The organism is Lactobacillus kefiranofaciens, from assembly GCF_900103655.1.
In the GTDB taxonomy this organism is placed as follows: domain Bacteria; phylum Bacillota; class Bacilli; order Lactobacillales; family Lactobacillaceae; genus Lactobacillus; species Lactobacillus kefiranofaciens.
Map to the genome: position 1 here is coordinate 25,402 of NZ_FMXC01000010.1, position 18,689 is coordinate 44,090.

Annotated in this window: 17 protein-coding genes and 2 pseudogenes; 8 read left to right on the top strand and 11 right to left on the bottom strand. The window is 37.1% G+C overall.

The window, feature by feature from the left end; genetic code table 11:
- Positions 1–24: 24 nt before the first annotated feature.
- The 4 genes and pseudogenes from BLP58_RS05255 to BLP58_RS05270 all read right to left on the bottom strand — a co-directional run bounded on the left by BLP58_RS05255 (position 25) and on the right by BLP58_RS05270 (position 6,450).
- On the bottom strand, positions 25–2,742 hold the full coding sequence (locus BLP58_RS05255; protein ID WP_025084138.1) for a GbpC/Spa domain-containing protein: 2,718 nt from the start codon (positions 2,740–2,742) through the stop codon (positions 25–27).
- Between the two features lie 183 nt (positions 2,743–2,925).
- Positions 2,926–3,666 (bottom strand): annotated as a pseudogene (gene pnuC, locus BLP58_RS05260) (nicotinamide riboside transporter PnuC).
- A 283-nt stretch (positions 3,667–3,949) separates the two neighbouring features.
- Positions 3,950–4,699: a PAS domain-containing protein gene (locus tag BLP58_RS05265; protein WP_013854699.1), complete on the bottom strand. Its 750-nt coding sequence runs from the start codon at positions 4,697–4,699 to the stop codon at positions 3,950–3,952.
- A gap of 146 nt (positions 4,700–4,845) precedes the next feature.
- Positions 4,846–6,450 (bottom strand): ATP-binding cassette domain-containing protein, encoded by a 1,605-nt coding sequence (locus BLP58_RS05270; protein WP_013854700.1) that lies wholly within the window; start codon positions 6,448–6,450, stop codon positions 4,846–4,848.
- A 136-nt stretch (positions 6,451–6,586) separates the two neighbouring features.
- Here BLP58_RS05270 and BLP58_RS05275 point away from each other — a divergent pair, with 136 nt between their 5' ends.
- From BLP58_RS05275 to BLP58_RS05295, 5 genes are all read left to right on the top strand, one after another.
- Positions 6,587–7,504, top strand: a complete 918-nt coding sequence (locus BLP58_RS05275; RefSeq protein WP_013854701.1) for a prolyl aminopeptidase — start codon at positions 6,587–6,589, stop codon at positions 7,502–7,504.
- Positions 7,505–7,588: 84 nt separating this feature from the next.
- Positions 7,589–8,296, top strand: a complete 708-nt coding sequence (locus tag BLP58_RS05280) for a response regulator transcription factor (protein ID WP_013854702.1) — start codon at positions 7,589–7,591, stop codon at positions 8,294–8,296.
- Positions 8,286–9,617, top strand: coding sequence for a sensor histidine kinase (locus BLP58_RS05285; protein WP_013854703.1), 1,332 nt, complete (start codon positions 8,286–8,288; stop codon positions 9,615–9,617). The genes BLP58_RS05280 and BLP58_RS05285 overlap by 11 nt, the downstream gene beginning before the upstream one ends.
- 114 nt (positions 9,618–9,731) lie before the next feature.
- Entirely contained in the window at positions 9,732–10,286 is a 555-nt protein-coding gene (locus BLP58_RS05290; protein WP_013854704.1) for a PepSY domain-containing protein, read from the top strand.
- 42 nt (positions 10,287–10,328) lie between these two features.
- A complete protein-coding gene (locus BLP58_RS05295; RefSeq protein WP_025084137.1) occupies positions 10,329–11,000 on the top strand; it encodes a PepSY domain-containing protein in 672 nt (223 codons plus the stop codon).
- Positions 11,001–11,049: 49 nt separating this feature from the next.
- Here the strand turns inward: BLP58_RS05295 and BLP58_RS05300 are convergent, their stop codons facing one another.
- From BLP58_RS05300 to BLP58_RS05310, 3 genes are all read right to left on the bottom strand, one after another.
- Complete coding sequence (locus tag BLP58_RS05300; protein WP_025084136.1) at positions 11,050–11,565, bottom strand: GNAT family N-acetyltransferase; 516 nt, start codon at positions 11,563–11,565, stop codon at positions 11,050–11,052.
- A complete protein-coding gene (locus tag BLP58_RS05305) occupies positions 11,565–12,020 on the bottom strand; it encodes a MarR family winged helix-turn-helix transcriptional regulator (protein WP_013854707.1) in 456 nt (151 codons plus the stop codon). Before BLP58_RS05305 ends, BLP58_RS05300 begins: the two co-directional genes overlap by 1 nt.
- A 92-nt stretch (positions 12,021–12,112) precedes the next feature.
- The gene (locus BLP58_RS05310) at positions 12,113–13,753 is read right to left on the bottom strand and encodes a peptide ABC transporter substrate-binding protein (RefSeq protein ID WP_013854708.1); all 1,641 of its coding nucleotides are present in this window, start codon (positions 13,751–13,753) and stop codon (positions 12,113–12,115) included.
- 304 nt (positions 13,754–14,057) lie between these two features.
- Here BLP58_RS05310 and BLP58_RS05315 point away from each other — a divergent pair, with 304 nt between their 5' ends.
- Together BLP58_RS05315 and BLP58_RS05320 are read left to right on the top strand one after the other, a co-directional pair.
- Positions 14,058–14,423, top strand: a complete 366-nt coding sequence (locus tag BLP58_RS05315) for a DUF1304 domain-containing protein (RefSeq protein WP_013854709.1) — start codon at positions 14,058–14,060, stop codon at positions 14,421–14,423.
- Between the two features lie 139 nt (positions 14,424–14,562).
- On the top strand, positions 14,563–15,150 hold the full coding sequence (locus BLP58_RS05320) for a PepSY domain-containing protein (RefSeq protein WP_013854710.1): 588 nt from the start codon (positions 14,563–14,565) through the stop codon (positions 15,148–15,150).
- Positions 15,151–15,191: 41 nt separating this feature from the next.
- Here the strand turns inward: BLP58_RS05320 and efp are convergent, their stop codons facing one another.
- Both efp and coaA read right to left on the bottom strand, forming a co-directional pair.
- A complete protein-coding gene (efp, locus tag BLP58_RS05325) occupies positions 15,192–15,764 on the bottom strand; it encodes an elongation factor P (protein WP_013854711.1) in 573 nt (190 codons plus the stop codon).
- Positions 15,765–15,799: 35 nt separating this feature from the next.
- Positions 15,800–16,714 carry a type I pantothenate kinase gene (gene coaA / locus BLP58_RS05330; protein ID WP_013854712.1) on the bottom strand — a complete coding sequence of 305 codons (915 nt, stop codon included), beginning with the start codon at positions 16,712–16,714 and terminating at the stop codon, positions 15,800–15,802.
- Positions 16,715–16,768: 54 nt separating this feature from the next.
- On the opposite strand from coaA, the gene BLP58_RS05335 reads away from it, so the two are divergent.
- On the top strand, positions 16,769–17,341 hold the full coding sequence (locus BLP58_RS05335; RefSeq protein WP_013854713.1) for an SGNH/GDSL hydrolase family protein: 573 nt from the start codon (positions 16,769–16,771) through the stop codon (positions 17,339–17,341).
- Positions 17,342–17,423: 82 nt separating this feature from the next.
- Here BLP58_RS05335 and BLP58_RS05340 read toward each other — a convergent pair whose 3' ends face one another.
- The gene (locus BLP58_RS05340) at positions 17,424–17,870 is read right to left on the bottom strand and encodes a GNAT family N-acetyltransferase (RefSeq protein ID WP_013854714.1); all 447 of its coding nucleotides are present in this window, start codon (positions 17,868–17,870) and stop codon (positions 17,424–17,426) included.
- Positions 17,863–18,689 (bottom strand): annotated as a pseudogene (locus BLP58_RS05345) (amino acid ABC transporter substrate-binding protein). Before BLP58_RS05345 ends, BLP58_RS05340 begins: the two are co-directional and overlap by 8 nt.

Consider the following 18,689-nt stretch of genomic DNA (forward strand, 5'->3'; position numbering starts at 1 on the left):
ATCTTCCTTTTCCTCTCTCTCAGGTTAATCTGGATACTCAGCTCCTGGTTCTTCCTCTGGAAGAGGTGGAACAAAGTCTTCCAGTTCTGGATCTGGATCTGGAGTCGGGTCTGGGTCCGGTGTTGGGTCTGGATCCGGCTTAGGATTTGGATCCGGCTTAGGATTTGGATCATCCGGACCTGGGACTACAGGATTAGCCTTGTAAACTACGGTGTCTTCTTTATCCAAGTTCTCTCCGTAATTATCGTTATTCACTGTAATGTCATATGGACCTACTTCGAGTCGATCTGCTGTGTAGCCGTCAATTGTTGGACTTACTACCGTTACAAAGCGTTGGGTTTCTGTCCATTCGCCGTCCCATTCAGTTTTCGTTTCTATGATATCACCTGTAACTACGTCAATAATCGTAGTCTGAGTACCTGTCTGATTAAAAGTAAGTTTAATACTTACATGATCTGGAGCAGCTGTAGATCCATCTTCATAAACGTAGTGAATTGTTTGATTTACTTCTTTATCACGATTTACATTTTCAGTTGTTGTTTTAGTATCATGAGTCAAATAAATCCAGTAGTGCTGTTCGCCTTCTTTATCAATCTGACCGCTTTGAGTACCAGGGTGAACTTTATCTGGAGAAGTAGCTAAAACATAGCCATGTTTTTCCCAATCCCACAATAGGTTAGTATACTCATCGCCAATTCCTAAATGAAGAATGCTTTGTAATCTATCATCTAAGTGAATACCATGAGTAGGCTCATACTCTACTACACCACTAACGCCGTGCACATCAATATAATGAATGTGAACACTACCATTAGCTGCTAAGTTCATATTTCCTGAGGAATATGATACGTTTAATACCGGCTTTTCAGGTTCTTTACCAGGGTGAACTCCTTCAAAAGATAGCTTAGGAACGGTAGTTGAGTATGTTGCCCAAGCAGAACCGACTTTATTACTGAATCTAATCGTAATTCCATCGCCCCATACTTTGAATAATCCGCTACCAAAGATTTCTTTTAAACGATTAGTAGGACTATCCCAGTTTTTAAACTCATCGACAATATCCTGACCCCAAATTGCAATAGCATCTTTTAAATTTGTGTTATTTAAAACTTCATTGTTCTTATCAGAATATAAAACATCGCCATATTGACCTTGATGAATACTTACTGATGATCCTGGGATAACAACGCCGTTACCGCCTTGATTTGTTCCATTAATAATTTCAGCTTTTTCAACATAGTTAGTATCTTTTCCTGTACTGTTTAATGAACCAACTGTAATATAAGCGGTATTAGATTTAAGAGTGATTAGGTTTCCTTTGGAATCATATAGCTTCATCCCCATAGTTACTCCTTCACTCTTAGTATAGAAGAAGCCATCTGTTAACTTATCACCAAAATAAATACCCTGATATTTATTGGGAGTATTTAATTGTGGTGTCCAATCACTAAATGTGATTTCAATTTTTCCAATTAATTCATTACCGTAGTATGACTTTTCAAATCCAGTATAAGTCAGTTTTAAGAATTCATCTTTGATCTGACCATTAATTTGATAGAAATGATCTAAGAATCCTAATATGCTTTCACCTTTCATAAAACCAACTTGATTATCAAAGTTGTTTAATATTTCGGCTTCTACCTTAGTATTTTCTTCTTTATCACTTAAGATCAAATCTTGCTTAATTTCATCTAAGTCAACGTTGCCATCATTCCATAGCCCCATATCCTTAAGTTTTTGAATATATTCTTCTTTTTTCTTATTGTATTCAGCAAGTTTTTTCTTATATTCTGCTAAATCAGCATCATATTTTGTTAATGCATTCTTATATTCTGCTAATGCACTATCAAATTTATCAAGTTTCGCTTGAATATGCTTTTCAAGTTCTTTCTTATTAGTTTCAATACCATTTACATTAGTATTGATATCAACTTTATCCCCAACAGTAATATTTAACTTACCACCCAGAGCTTCAACTTCTTTGGTTAAAGTATCAATTGCGTTTTGAAGCTCTTTTTGAGCTGCATCATTTATTTGATTTACTTTATCAACTGAATCTTGATATGTAGGAGTAGTTTTTTCCTGACCACTGGAAGTATTATTTTTTTGTGTTTCAGGAGTCACTTGTTCATTAACAGTCTCAGTTGAAGTTGATTCTTCAAGCTCTTTTTCACTAGTATTAGTTTTCACTTCAGTAGTAGTTTCAGGAGCTTGAACGGAAGTGTTCACTTCAACTTCAGTTTTCTCATCTGACGTTTGTGTAGAAGCGGTTACTCCAGCTGCTGTATTTGTTGTTTCTGTAGAAGACGTTGTTGTTTGCTCAGAAGTATTAATAGCTTCAACCTTTGTATTTGTTGTTTCCATAGAAGCTGCTGTTGTTTGAACACTATCTGTAGCATTTTTTCCACTTAACTCATTATTGCTTGCGTTATCTTCACTAGATTCTAAATTCTGATTGTTAGAAACTTCATTTGTTGATGTAGTATTTTCGGTTTCTGATGAAGTTTGATCTTCTTGATCAACAGTAGTAACTACATCACTACTGTTTTCAGTACCTTCAATCGTATCAGCTTTAACTACTAAACCAATCTCATCATCATATTTATCACCAACGATTTTCTTAATTGGTTTAGCTGTACCCATTAAGCTAGCACCCAATAAAATAGATGCTGTACTCATAGCAACCCTCTTAACCTTAGGGCTTAATTCTATATCAATTTTATTAATTTTCTTAGCAGTCATTTTTCATGGCCTCCAATGAAATATATACATCTATGTATTTTATATAGTTTTGGTAATTACTATATTACCTTGAAAGCCTTTGAATTAATAGTGACATGTTGTCTCTTTTATAAAAAGTTAATATTTTTTAGCTTTTACTTATTGCACAAAAAAGCCACCAAAAAATGATGACTTTTGCTAATACTAATTTTTTATTTCTTTTAGTCCTTCACGACGTCTTCCCATATTAAACCATGGCGAAACAGTAAAGGCCAAGATATCATTAATTACATAAATCAGCGAGTTAATTGCCATTGCCAAAGTGGCATCCCCTTGCGCATAAGTCACGCCCCAAAGAATCAACTGGAATACGCCACTGGCCGTCCACCAAAAGTATTGATTGTTGTAACGCATGAAACACATAATTCCGGCAGTAAGTGAAATAGCAAAACTAATTGCATCAATCCAAGGACGAGGATCGTTAGTAAACTTGCCAATCAGAAATCCAGAAATTACATATACTAGCAATGTACCCAAAATCGCGATAATCCATTCTTTTTAACCAAACTTTCTCAAATGGTTCTTAGTATCGGCATTCCAAGACTTTACAGCTAAAATAACTGGCAAGTCTAAAGTTGCAATATAAGCAATCTGTTCAAAGATGGAAAGATAATTCTTGGCTGACCAACCTGCATAAATAAAACAAGCTGCAGAAATAAGTCCTAACCATCCGTTAATTGCCTTAGTAGCGTTAATCGCCAACACGCATAACGTACCTAACAAAGTACCAATAAACGTAATCAAAGTTACACTAGTAACCTTGCCTTGAATAAGCAAAGCTAATTGAAAACCAAATGCGAAAAACCATAAACAGTAATTTTGTACTGGCCACCCCTTTAACTGATTAAATAGCCAAACAAAATAATTCTCATGTTTTCTTTCCATCCTACAAACGACTCCTTTTTATTTTTAGGTTCACAGATACAATATCTTGTGCCTTATCCGTTTTTTTCTATCAAAAGCATCGTTATCTAGTATAGTAGACATAAAATCAAATACAAGAATTGACATTTTTGCTTTTTGCGTTAGTAACACATCCTACTTGAAATTTAAATACAAAGTGCAATATACAATATGTTCATCAGTAATAATACATAATATTTAAACAAAGCGAGGGCAAGCAAAAACCGACTCAATCGAGTCGGTTTTGTTTATCTTAATTTTTGAATCAATGTTGTGAAGCACCAGTTATGGTATCCGGCTTTTCTGCTTCTTCGTGCTTTTCTTCCTTAGCTGCTGCAGCCTTAGTTGAAGCACCACTGACAGCATCTGGATCTGAGTTTCTGCGATAAGTTGCACCGGTTGTGGCATCATCATCAACTACCAGCTTTTGACCGGTGGTCTCACAGAAGTACTTAACCAATGGATACAAATCTTGGACCCATTCATAAATACCAGCATAGTTGCCATTATCATCTTCTACACGCTTGTAGTAATGTAATACCAACTTCTTCAAGTTGCCTGTAGGTACTGGCATATAAACATCATCATGTCCATCCTGCTTAGTCCGCAAAGCATGAACAACTTTTTTAGCATCTGGAATAACATCACGAACGTCTGGGTGAACTGCCTTCATCGTGTCACCAACTTGGTCTGGCGTACGCTTAGCAAGCATCTTCTTGTTAGGATCGGTTGGACGATTGTACCACAAGAATTGGTTATTATCGTCAACAAAGGTCATTTCGCCAATTGTGTTTCTAAGCATCCAATTAAGTTGGTTAACTGTCAAAAGACCTGCATCTAGCTTGACATAGTCATCACCCTCTGCAGCATTAACCTTCTTAGCTGCCTTGTCTAACCAATCAGGATCATACTTATCAATACCATCAACAGTATATTTTGATTTTCCTTTTGCATCAAAGTCTTCTTTTAAGTATTCATCGGCATTCATATCTTTAAGCCATTTAGGTTCAGCCATAGTGATTTCCTCCTAACAAAACTCTCGTTGTCTTAATTATATAATGTAAGCTGTTACATTTTAATAAATTTAATATAATTTATAAAATATTGCTTAATATAAATCTATATAATTTAATTAATAAAAAATAGGGACTGCCCAATCACCTACATCTTCGTTTCAATTGTATGCTTATCTAAGTGAATAATCACATCAAACATGGCTTTTTCTTCTGGGGAGATCTTGTGCGCTACCTCAATCACAGCTACATTAGGATTCTTAAGCAGCGTTTCATGAATACCCAGTGAAAGCTTGGAGTCAAGTGCGCTAGTAGCTTCATCTGCTAGCAATATCGGTCTGCCAGATAAAAGTGCTCGAGCAATCTCTACTCTTTGAATCTGTCCACCAGATAATTCACTACCATTTTCACCAACTCGTTTATCTAAGCCTTGTTCTTTAACTAATTCATCTAATCCCGCTTGATGAATAGCTCGTTTTAATTGTTCATCACTAACTTTACGCCCCAAAGTAATATTAAAGCGTAAAGTATCGTCAAACATAAACGGCTTTTGATTAACATAAGAAAAGTAATTATGTGCTGCATCCCAATTACCCGTTACGTTCTTGCCATTAAGCAAAATCTTACCATCCTTAGGCTTTCTTATTCCTAAAAGCAGCCGCAATAACGTCGTTTTGCCCCAGCCACTCGGAGCCATTAATAGTACCTTTTCACCAGGTTTAACTTGCAAATTCACGCCCTCAAAAATGCGCTTGTGATCGTTATTAGTAATATAAGACAGATCTGCTACTTCCATTCCCTCGAAATGGTCGATCTTTTGCCCATCATCCTTCATTACATGATCAAGCGCCTTCTGCGTTTTCTCCCACATTGGCACCGTCGATTTAACTTGATTAAATTCATTAAAAAGCGTAACGACTGGCGTGATAAAGTTCATCGCTAAATCAACCATCATGACCAAAGTACCAACCTTTAAATTACCCTGCATCATCATGATCCCACCAATGGTACATGGTACAATGAAGCAAAACAATTCAGCTGCAGAATAAATTAACTCTAGTGCCCAAGCTTGAGTTAAAGTCATATTTCGCAAAGCATTTTCCATATCTTGGGCTGCATTGGCTGCACGCGTGACGATATTTGTTCTAACGTTATACAGCTTTGTAGCCTGCGCTCCATTCAGAGAATCAGACACATTCTGCGTATAATTAGCGTTAGTTTGCGCCCAAACCTCGGCTCTCCTAGTAATAATAGGGCTCGTAATCATCTGAACGAGTGCTGGAGCCAGCGTTGCAATCAAGAAGACCAACGTCATCTGCCAAGAGCTATAAAAAGCAAACGTAATCGCTCCAACAAATGATAATCCTTGAAAAATCATATCAAGCTGAGCTGTAATGCGGTTAGTTTCAATCTGCTTTAAGTCATTCGTCATCAGCGACAAGCCGCTTTTGACATCTGGATCGCCTTGATCAACCAAATAGCGCAAATTTGCCCGCTTCAAAGTCATGTTGACATCACGAATAATGCCCATCTTCATGGTCTCATAGATAAAGTTGCTAGCCATAAAACACATCTGACCCAACGCAGTCAGTGCGGCCAAGCGAATTAAATGCATGTAGTCATGGGAGCCAGATGAAGCAACGTTTAACATGATCTGAATCATATAAGCAACAAAGACAATGTTGCAAGCTTTAATCGTTGCCAAAATAGTATAGCTGATCAACTGGCTTTTTTTAGCGTATTTAAGACTCATAAACGACTCCTTTATTATACTTATCTTCATATTATACCCGCTTACTTGTTATACCCGCTTACTTGTCTTTTTCTCAAACTGAGACGATAATTAGAGTATTGATCCTATTATATAGAAAAAACGGAAAGGATTTTTTATGAAAACTGGAACTAAAATTATTACTTTAGACAACGGTTATCACCTTTGGACCAACACTCAAAGCCAAGGCGATATTCACTTATTAGCTCTGCATGGCGGTCCTGGTGGCAATCACGAATACTGGGAAGATACTGCTGAACAATTAAAGAAGCAAGGCTTGGACGTTCAAGTTACCATGTACGATCAATTGGGTTCCCTTTATTCAGATCAACCTGATTATTCAGATCCTGAAATTGCTAAGAAATATCTAACTTACGAATACTTCTTAGATGAAGTTGACGAAGTTCGTGAAAAGCTGGGGTTAGACAACATTTATTTGATCGGTCAAAGCTGGGGCGGACTTTTAGTGCAAGAATACGCCGTTAAATACGGTCAACACTTAAAGGGTGCTATCATCTCATCAATGGTTGATGAAATTGATGAATATGTTGCTTCAGTTAATAGAAGAAGACAAGAAGTTCTTCCGCAGACTGAAATTGACTTCATGCACGAATGTGAAAAGAACAACGATTACGACAACCAGCGCTACCAAGATGATGTCCAAATCTTAAACATCAACTTCGTTGACCGCAAGCAGCCTTCTAAGCTTTACCACTTAAAAGACATCGGCGGCACAGCTGTCTACAATGCCTTCCAAGGCGACAATGAATTCGTTATTACTGGTAAATTAAAAGATTGGCACTTTAGAGACCAACTCCACAAGATCAAGTGCCCAACTCTCTTGACTTTCGGTGAAAACGAAACTATGCCAATTTCAACTGCTAAGATTATGCAAAAGAAGATCCCTAACTCACGCTTGGTTACTACTCCTGATGGCGGTCACCACCACATGGTTGATAACCCAGCAGTTTACTACAAGCACTTAGCCGACTTCATCCGTGAAGTAGAAAATGGTACTTTTAAAGGTCAAAATTAATTAACGAATATTCAAGGTGGGAATTAATTAACGAATATTCAAGGTGGGAATTAATTCCTGCCTTTTTACTTTGAGGAAAATGATATGGACGAAAAAGATGTTAAAATACTGCTAGTTGAAGACGAAGAAGGCGTCGCGAGCTTTGTCAAAACTGAACTAGAACTAGAAGGCTACCAAGTTATCTGGGCCCAAGATGGTAAAGAAGCGTTAGAACTGTTTAAAAACAAAGATCCAACCCTAATTTTATTGGATTGGATGCTGCCAGTATACGATGGCATCACTGTTTTAAGAAGAATTCGCAAGCAAAGCGATATCCCAATTATTATGCTAACTGCCAAAAATTCTGCTTCTGATATTACTTCAGCTTTAGATCAAGGATTAGACGACTATATTACTAAACCGTTTGATATTGAAGAACTTTTCGCACGTATTCGAGTAATCCTGCGCCGCCTTAGGCGCGAAAACAAACACAAAAACACAGAAACTACTTCATTTACATGCGGCCCATTAAAGGTTGACCTAGTAAAGCACAAATTTTATTGCAATGATGAAAAAATTTATTTAACTCCAAAGGAATTCGCACTAATAGTTGAATTAATGCGTGATCCTGAAACAGTTAAAAGTCGAGACGAATTGCTTAATGCAGTTTGGGGCTACGACTTCGTTGGACAAACCAACACGGTAGACGTCTACATTCGTAACATCCGTAACAAGTTAGGTACGCCTTACAAAAACATTATTAAAACCGTCCGCGGTTTAGATTATTGTTTAAGAGTAGAAAATGAAAGTTAAAACAACCACTGAACAATTAACGCAGCTTTTTGTTAGTTTATTTACAATTATTTTAGTTTTAGTCAATATTGCTTTCTTAGTTATCTCTTCTGCCTATATTTATCATCACGCTCAAGAACGAAGCCAAGATATCGCTGAAGCTGTTGAAGAAAATCTGAATCCCGAATACGATTGGACTGCCCTGCTTGATGCTTATTTGGCCAAGCAAGAAGATGATGCAATCACTTTGACCACGCCACAAGGCAGAACCTACTACTCCGAAGATGCCCATGAGACTTTTAAGAAAATTGGCTACCATCGGCATTACCAAAGTATGGTCTTCACTGAAAAGCATATTTACTTTTTAAATTCTGCTACTCATCATGGCTTTCGTATCAATGTTGCCTTGAATATTGATGAATTATTTGCATTAATCAGCTGGCTTTTCTTCACGATGCTCGGCATTAATGCTCTTGCTATTTTAATAAGCATTCCGCTAATTAGACGCTTTGCCCACAAGTGGAGTCGCCCAATTCAACACATGAACGCGGAGATCAAAGATATTAGAAACGGTAATCGTGCTCGAACCAAAATTACCGTACCGCAGCAGCCAATGGAAATTAAAAATTTGGCGCGCTCTTTCAATAATTTGCTTGCTTTTCAGCATAATGCGCTTCAACGTGAGCATCAATTCGTCAGCGATGCTTCGCACGAATTGAAGACGCCGATCGCCGCCATCCGTGGACATGTTAATTTAATCAAACGCCATGGCCAAAGTCACCCCGAGATTGTGGCTTCCTCATTGAATTATATTGATAAGGAATCACAAAAGATGCAGGCATTGGTCAACGAGCTATTAACACTGGGGAGAATTGATTATAGCAATAGCAAAATTACCAAGATTGATTTAGTAAAAATTATTTCTGATGTAATCACGGAAGTTAGTAGCGTTTATCCACAGAAGATATGCACACACTTGCCAGAAAAGCTGGATTTTCCTATTCAAACAACTGATTTTAGAAATATTGTGCACAACTTGATGGGAAATGCGGCTAAATATTCACCTGCAAATAGTGAAATCAACATTTCTCTGCTACAAAAAGACATGCAAGTCATTTTTAAGGTAGCAGATCACGGGATGGGGATTGCTCCTGAGAACCGTAAAAAAATTTTTGATCGTTTTTATCGTGAAGACAATTCGCATTCCAGTAAGATCGCAGGATCAGGACTGGGTCTGGCAATCGTTAAATCTGAAATTAACAAATATCACGGCAAGATTACGATAGAAAACAACTCGCCACAAGGCACTATCTTTACGGTATATCTGCCAATAGAAAAATGAAGAAATCTTCATTTAAACTCTATCAAATTTTAGTTTTTAAACTGAATTTTCACTGTATTATAAATATATCAAGTAAAGCAAAAAACAAATATTAAGTTTTAAGGAGAACGAATTATGAAATCAATTAACTTCAAGAAAATCGCTGTTACTGGTATCGCACTTGTAGGCTTAGGCACTGCAGCTGTTGCTACTACGCAAATCGCTGAACCAACTATTGCTCAAGCAGCTTCAAGCAAAATTAAGATTTCACAAAGCTCAGCTATTAAGAAGTTCCACGCAAAATACAAGAAAGCTAAGATCGAATCCATCACTTTAGAAAAGGAACACGGCCGCTACGTTTACGAAATCGAAAGGTATACTTCAACTAGAGAATATGACATGAAGATCAACGCTTCCAGCGGCAAGGTGATTTCTCACCATTCCGAAAAGATGGATCATGATGACAGAGCTGAAAAGAGAGCAATTAATTTAAAGAAGACTATCTCTCGCTCAACTGCAAGCAAAATCGCACAAAAGAAAGTTTCTGGCAGTAAAGCAGTAGAATGGACATTGAACCGCTCAGGCAAGCGCACTGTTTGGGACGTAACTGTAACCAAGCACGGCAACGAAAGCGAAGTTAAGATCGACGCTCATACTAAAAAAGTTCTCAGCGTAGACTACGACGACTAAATAAAATAGAAAAAATAAGAATATTGAAAGGATATAGATACCATGAAATTAATTAAATTAGCTAGTTCAATTGCATTAGGTGCAGCTTTATTAACAGGAACAGTTGCTTGTTCAAACAACCATAGTGATGATGATGCCAAAACTACTCAAAAGAGCACCACTAAGAACTCTTCAGAGAAAAGTTCAGAATCATCTAAGTCAAGCACCTCAGAAAAAGTAACCCCAGTTGAAGAAGACACGATCAAAACTGACGCTAAGAAGATCAAATTAACTCAACAAGAGGCTTTAGACAAGTTCAACGGTCAATTTAAGAATAAGCACATCAAGAGTATTGATTTGAAGCTTGAAGGCAACCAATATGTTTACGAAATTGACGGCTTTGACTCTACTCATGAATACACTGCAGAAGTTAACGCCGAGACTGGTCAAATAAGCCGTGCTCGTTCTGAAAAGTTAGATATGGACGACAAGAATGAACAAAAGGCTTTGAACTTGAACAGCGTAATCAGCCGCGACGAAGCAAGCAAGATCGTTGAAAAGCATGTTAAGGGTACTAGCCAAGAATGGCACCTAGAAATGGACGACGACAATGGTAAAGCTTACTGGGATGTTGAAGTAAGCGATGGCAGCAAGGTAACTGAAGTTAAGATCGACGCTCATTCAAGGGCTGTTGTAACTACTGACCATGACGATAACGACAGTAATGATGATTAATTAATAATTTCAACGAAAAAAGCGAGCTGAGCTCGCTTTTTTATTTTACTTACAATTTCTTCAACAACAACCAATCAGTTTGCGGATCGCTCCCCACTTGGAAGGTATGTTGACTCACTTTTTCAAAGCCATGACGTTTGTAAAAATGCTGCGCATTGATATTCTTTTCATAAACGCCTAGCCAAATGTAATCCTTGCCTTCTTTTCTCGCAATCTCTTCCGCATAATCCAACAAGATATTGCCTAAGCCGCGATGCTGAAAGGCAGCCCGTAAGTATATCCGCTCAACTTCTAGCGCATTTTCTTTTAAATATTCTGTTTGTGCATCCCCAACATTAATCTTTAAATAGCCCGCAACTTCATCTCCTACCATCAAGAAAAAGAAGCGACTATCTAGATTATTGATCTCATTAATTAACTTTTTCGTCTCATAATCTTCTTTCAAAAATTGCTTCATATCATCTGGTGCGGTGTACGGATCAAAAGTCGCCTTAAAAGTTTCACGTGAAATCTTCTGTAATTCTTCGACATCAGCAATCGTAACTCTTTTAATTGTATAATCTATCAATACTTCCTCTTTCCCCCATTTTTAACGAAATGCCAACTAGCACTCGCATTATCTTCCACTTGTTTCAATAAGTTGGCCAGCTCTCGACGTTGTTTCTTATCCAAACCTTTCAATACTTGCTCATTAGAATAAATATTTTCTTTTTCAATTTTCTTAGCTAGCTCTTGCCCTTTGTCTGTCACAAACAAATGCTTGATCTTTTTATTTTGTTGATCGCTTTCTTTTTTAATCAGCCCATTTTGCTCTAATTTCTTAACGCTTCTTGCCGTCGTGGTTCGATCTACGCTAAGCATCCCTGCCAAATGATCAGAAATAATTCCCGGATTTTCCTTAATCCTCACTAAATATAAATACTGTCCGCGGTTCAACTGCATTTCTTTAAACTCAATATTGGCAATCGAATCTAGCGCACGCGCAATTGTCCCGATTTGTCTTAAAATGTCTTCTTTCATTTTCTCACCTAAAAATATTATATTCACTTATGTTGCAAATGCAATAATAATATTATTAAAATAAAAATCTAGAATTACTCCAGATTCTTAAATTATTTCACATAAGCATATTTATAAGACCATTGCGTACCAGCCGTATTATGAATAATGCCATGAACTCGCGGCTTCTGCAAATATGCCGTAGTTTGCTGATAAATCGGCGTTATTGCCTGTTCACCATTTACAATTTTAGCTGCCTTAACCAAGTCCTGCCAGCGCGTCTCTGGATCATTAGCATCTTGATTGCCTGCCTTTTTGACTAAATTATCATAATTTGCATCAGTCCATTTGCCATAATTATATGACGTACCCGTCAGCGGAATCTGCATAAAGGTCATTGGATCATTGAAGTCGCCGCCCCAATGAGACAGATAAATATCAAAGTTGCCTGCTTGCGCGCGCCTAATTGTAGACTTATCTGGAACATTGGTAATATTTACCTTTATTCCCTTCAACTCTTTAGTCCACTGCGACTGCAAATATTGTGTCAACTGATCACTATCAGCCTCATCATTTGATGATAATACATTAAAGTTCAGAGTCTTTTCACCAATTTCTTTCAATCCCCGTTGCCAATATTTCTTAGCTAAAGATGGCTGATAATCTACTGTATTTTTCACTGCCTGCTCTTTGGCAAAATCTGCATTGGTCTGTGGATTTTTAGCTAAATTAGTAGCAACAAAACCTGTCGGCAAAGTTGATCCATTGCCTAAGATTTTCTTCGTTACAATATCACGATCAATTGCTAATGAAAGAGCTAAGCGAATATTTTTATTATTCAAGGCCTTACGATTAGCAGTATTGGGATCCTTAAAATTATACAGCAAGAATCTTACTAATGAATATGGATATGACGTAAAATCACGGTTGCTCTTCAAGTTCTTCACTTGCTCACTCGATAATGGCGTCAGATCCAACTCGCCTTGTTGGTACATTTGATAGCCCGTATTATTGGATTTAACTACTTGGTAATTGATTTTATCTAACTTAACTGCTTTTTTATCCCAGTAATCATTATTTTTAACAAATTCCCAGGTATCTCCGGTTCCGTTCCAATTCTTAATTTCAAATGGACCCGAATATACTTGATATTGCGCTTTAGTCGCGTACTTTTTGCCATATTTATTAACCACCTTTTCATTTTGTGGTCCAAATAATGGGTAGGCTAGTAAAACCTTGAAATAAGCGATCGGTTTATTTAGATTAATGACTACCGTGTCCTTGCTTGTTGCTTGAATACCTAATTCTTTTGCCGGCAGCTTCCCCTGAGCAACTGCATCCGCATTTTTTACACCGCTGAATAAATAAGCATAAGGAGATTCTGTCTTAGGATTCAAACTTCTGCGCCAGGAGTAAACAAAATCTTGGGCAGTAATCGGATCACCATTGGACCACTTGGCATTTCTTAACTTAAAAGTCCAGGTCTTGCCATCTTGAGAAACCTTACCGCTTTTCGCTAAACCAGCATCCGGTTTGCCATTTTTACCTAAACGATAGAAACTTTCAAATACGTTCCCAGTTTGACCAAAACCGCTTGACTTACTAATGTCGATCGTATCCAAGGCCGCTACGGCACTTAAATTCAGAGTGTTCTTATCTGACGAAACAGCATTATTATTTTTACCGCAGGCTGCTAAAATTATTCCCACTGTAACTACTGTCATACCTGCTAAAATCTTCTTAAATTTCGCCATCGTTTTTTCCTTTCTTTGGCAACAAAAAATGGGATGCACTCCATGCGGAATACATCCCAAATTAAAACTACACTCTTAACTAGTTAATCAGTAATAGCTTCTCAGATGAATTGACACATTAGAGTACGACAAATAAATGCTGTTTTGACAACAACATTCTGCAGTTTGACATTGCAATTGACGTACTAACATGTAATTCATCCTCCTTCTTACTTTTGATAAGCCTAATAATAATTAAAATATTTACAGATGTCAATACTTTAGTTATTATTTTTAGTAAGTAATTTTTTAGGAGGAAATTTGAATGACAACTATCGGAATCATATTAACTTTTATCGTAGCAATTGAACATATTGGAATTTGCTTCTTAGAAATATTGGGCAAACCAGAAATGCAGGCAAAGGCCTTTGACATGGATATCAATTTTGTTAAGCAACGAGCAGCCAGAATCTCAATGGCTAACCAAGGCATCTACAATGGGATGCTCGGTCTATTAATGATCTTGGTCTTCTTCATCTTCAAAGGGGCAGTGCTGTTTTCAATCTGGCAACTGCTATTAGGTTTCATTGTAGTCGTGGCTATCTTCGGTGGTTTTACCGCAACTAAAAAGATTTTCACCGTGCAAATGCTACCGGCATTAATTGCGCTTATTATGCTGTTTCTCAAATAATTACCAATAAGTTACTAAATTGCAATCATGCAACAAAAGAGATAAGAAATCCTTAAATAACTAGAAACATCATGTCACCTTTTTCTATATAGCTTATAATTAAAATATAATATTTTAAAACTATAACAGAGGTAACATCATGAAAAAATTTTTCTTAATTATCGCCAGCATGATTGCTGGAATCGCAATCGGGATATCGGGAACACTTATTTTTAATGCACGGCAGCCAGAAAAGCCAAGCAATTTTACCGTTCGTACTATTAATTCAGTTACTAAAACACAAAATGTCAATTATTCAAGCGATCGATTACCAGCTATCCATGTCAGTCAAAAAGATGCGGTGCAAAAATTTAAATCACTCTATTCTAGTGCCAAAATCAAGTCCATTTCTTTGACACTTAGGGACAACATCTACCTTTACAACATCACTGGCTACGATAATCTTAAGGACTGTAGCATTCAAATCGATGCAACTAATAACAAAATCCTTGGTCAATCAACCCAAATTTTTGATTATGACTATGATGATGAAACTACTTTGAATTTAAATAAAACTATTTCACGCAGTCGAGCTAATAAAATTGCTAACCAGGAAATTGGTGGCGGGACACCTATCTTTTGGGAATTAACAGATGATAATGACCGTGCAATTTGGAAAGTTAATTTAGTCCAGCATGGTCAAAAACGAACTGTTAAAATTGATGCTCGAAATGGCGACGTAATTTAGGGTAAACAAAAAGCTCTCGTTTTGAGAGCTTTTTAATATCTTTATCTTGGTTGACTATCAGCACGTGACTTGTAATCACCATTTTCAGTACCGATAATTAACTTTTCACCTTCCTTGATGAAGTCAGGAACTTGCACAACTAAGCCTGTTTCCATCGTAGCTGGCTTACCACCACCAGCAACAGTTGCGCCCTTAATTTCAGGTTGAGTTTCTTTAATAGTCATTTCAACAGTTGAAGGCAATTCAATCCCGATGATTTTATTATCACCAGTAAATTCCATATCAACTTGAATATTTGGCATTAAGAACTTAACGTCATCGCCTAATTGATCAGCTGAAACTTCATATTGATCATAAGTTTCAGTATCCATAAAGGTATAAACATCACCTTCGCCATAAAGGTATTGGGCAGTTCTTTTAGTAACGTCGATTAAGTCAATCTTTTCAGTTGGACGCATTGTCTTATGAACAACGGCACCACTCTTCACGTCACGCAAATCCATTTGCATCACGGTATTACCCTTACCAGGCTTGTGGTGATTAGCTTTCAATACCTTAATCAACTTGCCATCTTGACTAAAGATCATGCCTTTTTTTAAATTAATTGCTTGCATAAAATTTATCTCCTTATCTGTTTTATTATACCAAACTAAATATGTCTCAGGTAAATGCGATCAATTAGGTGTCCGTTAGTTTTATGCAAAATCAAGCTAGCTCGTTCTTTAGTTGGCGCGATATATTCACGCAGGTTAACTAAGTTAACCATTTGCCAAGTTTCTTCTGCTAGCTGCAATGCTTGATCGATCGGGCCATTAGCCAGTGCATAATAAAAATTATTGGGCTTGTCTTTATTCAGTTTCAATACTTTCTTAAAGCGCTGCATATACCATTTTTCAATTAAATCTTCTTCGGCATCAATATAAATTGAAAAATCAAAGAAATCACTTGTTACAACCTGACCACTTTCAGGCAACTGCAAAGTATTGATCCCTTCAATAATCAAAATATCGGGATTTCTCACATGACCGTATTTCCCGGGAACAATATCGCTTAATTCCTGTGAATACAGTGGATAAACAATATCTTCCTTGCCACTTAGAACATCACGCAAAAAATCACTCAACAAACTCATATTGTAGCTTTCGGGGAATCCCTTGCGTGCCATTAAGTCACGGCGCTTTAATTCCTGGTTCGGATAGATAAAACCATCTGTCGTCATTAAATGTACTTTCAAATTTGGGTACGTTCTTTTAAGAAGTAGCTGCAACAGTCGCGCTGTCGTTGATTTGCCTACCGCCACTGAACCTGAAATACCGATAATAAAGGGAGCCGGTTTAAATGATTTATGCAAAAACTCAATTTGCGCCTTTTGCTCAACCTTCTTTTGCTGGTAAACTAAGTTTAAATAGCTGATCAAACTCGTATAAATTTCATGTACATCCGTTAAATCAACTACATCACCTAAAGATTTGATATCAGCCAATTCTTCTTTAGTAATATTTACTTTATCCTTGGGCGCAAGCTGAGCCCATTCATTTCTTTCAAAGCTTGTATAATTCTTCATAATCCATTCCTCGTACAAACAATACTTACTTATTATAATTGAAAGGCGTTAAGAATGAAAAAAATTATTTTATTTGGTGATTCAATTTTTAATGGCTACCGCAATGGACAAGACACTAATCTAGTGACTAATTTATTCCAAAAAAGTTTAGGAAATTATGCACAGGTGCAAAACTTGTCTAAAAGTGGCGCTACTACCGTGGAAGGCGTGGATTTTTTAGAACAAATTCCGGCTAAATATGATCGTATAGTAGTTGAATATGGCAATAACGATGCTGCAACGGCATGGGGCATTAGTCCTGAAAGTTACAAAAAGGACTTAAGCACAATCCTTGATGCAGTAGGCAAAGCAATAGTTGTAGGCTTATGCTTGCCTGACCCTAATAATTTTGAAATTAACCAATATTATGGCGAAGAACGATTAAATCTTTATAATTCAATCGCTAAAAAAGTTGCTCATAAATACAATGCACCATTTGTGGATATCTTAAATAAAATGCACAAGCTTAAAGACATTTCGACATATTATCAAGCAGATGGACAACATTTGACCAATAAGGGTAATAAATTTTTAGTTGGGCAGATTGTGCCTGCAATAAAAAAGAAGTTAATTAGTTCAGATTATTGAGATCCATTGATGCAAACAAAAACCGCCTAACACTTCTGACCGAGTTGTAGCGGTTTTTTGTATTAATTGTTAATAACTGTATTTATAGCCCAAGTTTCTTCTTCATCATCACGTGCTGGACGCCGCCTTCATCAAACGGCTCACCAACAACTTTATAGCCCAAACTATCATAAAAAGGTTTCACTCTCATTTGGGCGTGACAATAGAGTGCATTTATTCCGCGCTCTTTTAAATATTGGTGAGCGGCCTCGAGCATCTTCTTGCCTAAATGTCGTCCACGCACTTTTTTAGAAACGGCAACCCGGCCTAACATCCATTTATGATCTTCTTCAAATAGACGACATGTAGCCACTGCAGTCGTCTGTTTTTCATTTAGTCGATAAACCTGAATTGCAGCCAGATCCTGATCGTCTAAATCGGGTAACGTAATTTTTTGTTCTGCCACAAAAGTCTCATCGCGCAGACGTGCAACGCAATAAACTTCTCGCCCACTCATTTCATCAATCTTTTTAAAAGAAAAATTATTCATTTTTATTTCCTAAATAATTGCTATTTTTGCCAAACCATTTTTCATTAATTTGTCTTAGCTTACCATTTTTCTGCAAGCGAACCAAACCAGCATTGATTTTTCTACGCAAAGTCTTATCTCCTTTGCGCATCCCTACCGCAAATAAATCCATCGGCACTTGATCATTCTGAATTACGCGATAATTGTTGCTCTTGGCCATATGAGAAATGTAATAATCAGCATACACTTCATCAAGTAAAATACCCTGAATTCGGCCAGCCTTTAAATCTAAAAATGAATTAGAAATCGTATCGTATAAAATGGTCTTTTTAGCTCGCAAGACTTTCTGCTTGCCTTCATACCACTGTTCAGCCGTTGATCCCGTTTGCATCCCTAATTCATACTTCTTCATCTGACTAAAAGAGTTAATGCCGCTATTCTTTTTCACCACTAGTACCTGGCGGTTGCGCAAATATGGGCGACTAAATGCAACTTTCTTCTTCCGTTGCGGCGTTATGCTATAGCCGTTCCAAATCAAATCAATCGTACCGTTACGCAGCTCTGTCACGTTCATTGACCAGTCAATCGTTTGAAAACTAACCTTAATGCCATATTCCTGAAAAGCAGCCTTAGCTAAATCAATATCATAGCCTGTTAGTTGACCGTTTTTTTTTCAAAACCCATCGGTACAAAACTATCATCTAAACCGATGACTACTTGCCGTTTCCGTTCAATCTTATTCCACGTATCCTGACTGTTAGCCCGTTTCTGCACACTTTCACAACCTGTTAAAAAAAGCGCAAAAAGACTAACTAAAATAAAAATCCATCGCTTCTTCAT

Excerpts from the sequence above, each read along its gene's own strand:
- BLP58_RS05320 (WP_013854710.1), top strand. The coding sequence starts at position 14,563 with ATGAAAAAATTTTTCTTAATTATCGCCAGCATGATTGCTGGAATCGCA.
- BLP58_RS05315 (WP_013854709.1), top strand. The coding sequence starts at position 14,058 with ATGACAACTATCGGAATCATATTAACTTTTATCGTAGCAATTGAACAT.
- BLP58_RS05335 (WP_013854713.1), top strand. The coding sequence starts at position 16,769 with ATGAAAAAAATTATTTTATTTGGTGATTCAATTTTTAATGGCTACCGC.
- BLP58_RS05265 (WP_013854699.1), bottom strand. The coding sequence starts at position 4,699 with ATGGCTGAACCTAAATGGCTTAAAGATATGAATGCCGATGAATACTTA.
- BLP58_RS05290 (WP_013854704.1), top strand. The coding sequence starts at position 9,732 with ATGAAATCAATTAACTTCAAGAAAATCGCTGTTACTGGTATCGCACTT.
- BLP58_RS05255 (WP_025084138.1), bottom strand. The coding sequence starts at position 2,742 with ATGACTGCTAAGAAAATTAATAAAATTGATATAGAATTAAGCCCTAAG.
- coaA (WP_013854712.1), bottom strand. The coding sequence starts at position 16,714 with ATGAAGAATTATACAAGCTTTGAAAGAAATGAATGGGCTCAGCTTGCG.
- BLP58_RS05305 (WP_013854707.1), bottom strand. The coding sequence starts at position 12,020 with ATGAAAGAAGACATTTTAAGACAAATCGGGACAATTGCGCGTGCGCTA.
- BLP58_RS05280 (WP_013854702.1), top strand. The coding sequence starts at position 7,589 with ATGGACGAAAAAGATGTTAAAATACTGCTAGTTGAAGACGAAGAAGGC.
- BLP58_RS05310 (WP_013854708.1), bottom strand. The coding sequence starts at position 13,753 with ATGGCGAAATTTAAGAAGATTTTAGCAGGTATGACAGTAGTTACAGTG.
- BLP58_RS05285 (WP_013854703.1), top strand. The coding sequence starts at position 8,286 with ATGAAAGTTAAAACAACCACTGAACAATTAACGCAGCTTTTTGTTAGT.
- BLP58_RS05295 (WP_025084137.1), top strand. The coding sequence starts at position 10,329 with ATGAAATTAATTAAATTAGCTAGTTCAATTGCATTAGGTGCAGCTTTA.
- BLP58_RS05340 (WP_013854714.1), bottom strand. The coding sequence starts at position 17,870 with ATGAATAATTTTTCTTTTAAAAAGATTGATGAAATGAGTGGGCGAGAA.
- BLP58_RS05270 (WP_013854700.1), bottom strand. The coding sequence starts at position 6,450 with ATGAGTCTTAAATACGCTAAAAAAAGCCAGTTGATCAGCTATACTATT.
- efp (WP_013854711.1), bottom strand. The coding sequence starts at position 15,764 with ATGCAAGCAATTAATTTAAAAAAAGGCATGATCTTTAGTCAAGATGGC.
- BLP58_RS05275 (WP_013854701.1), top strand. The coding sequence starts at position 6,587 with ATGAAAACTGGAACTAAAATTATTACTTTAGACAACGGTTATCACCTT.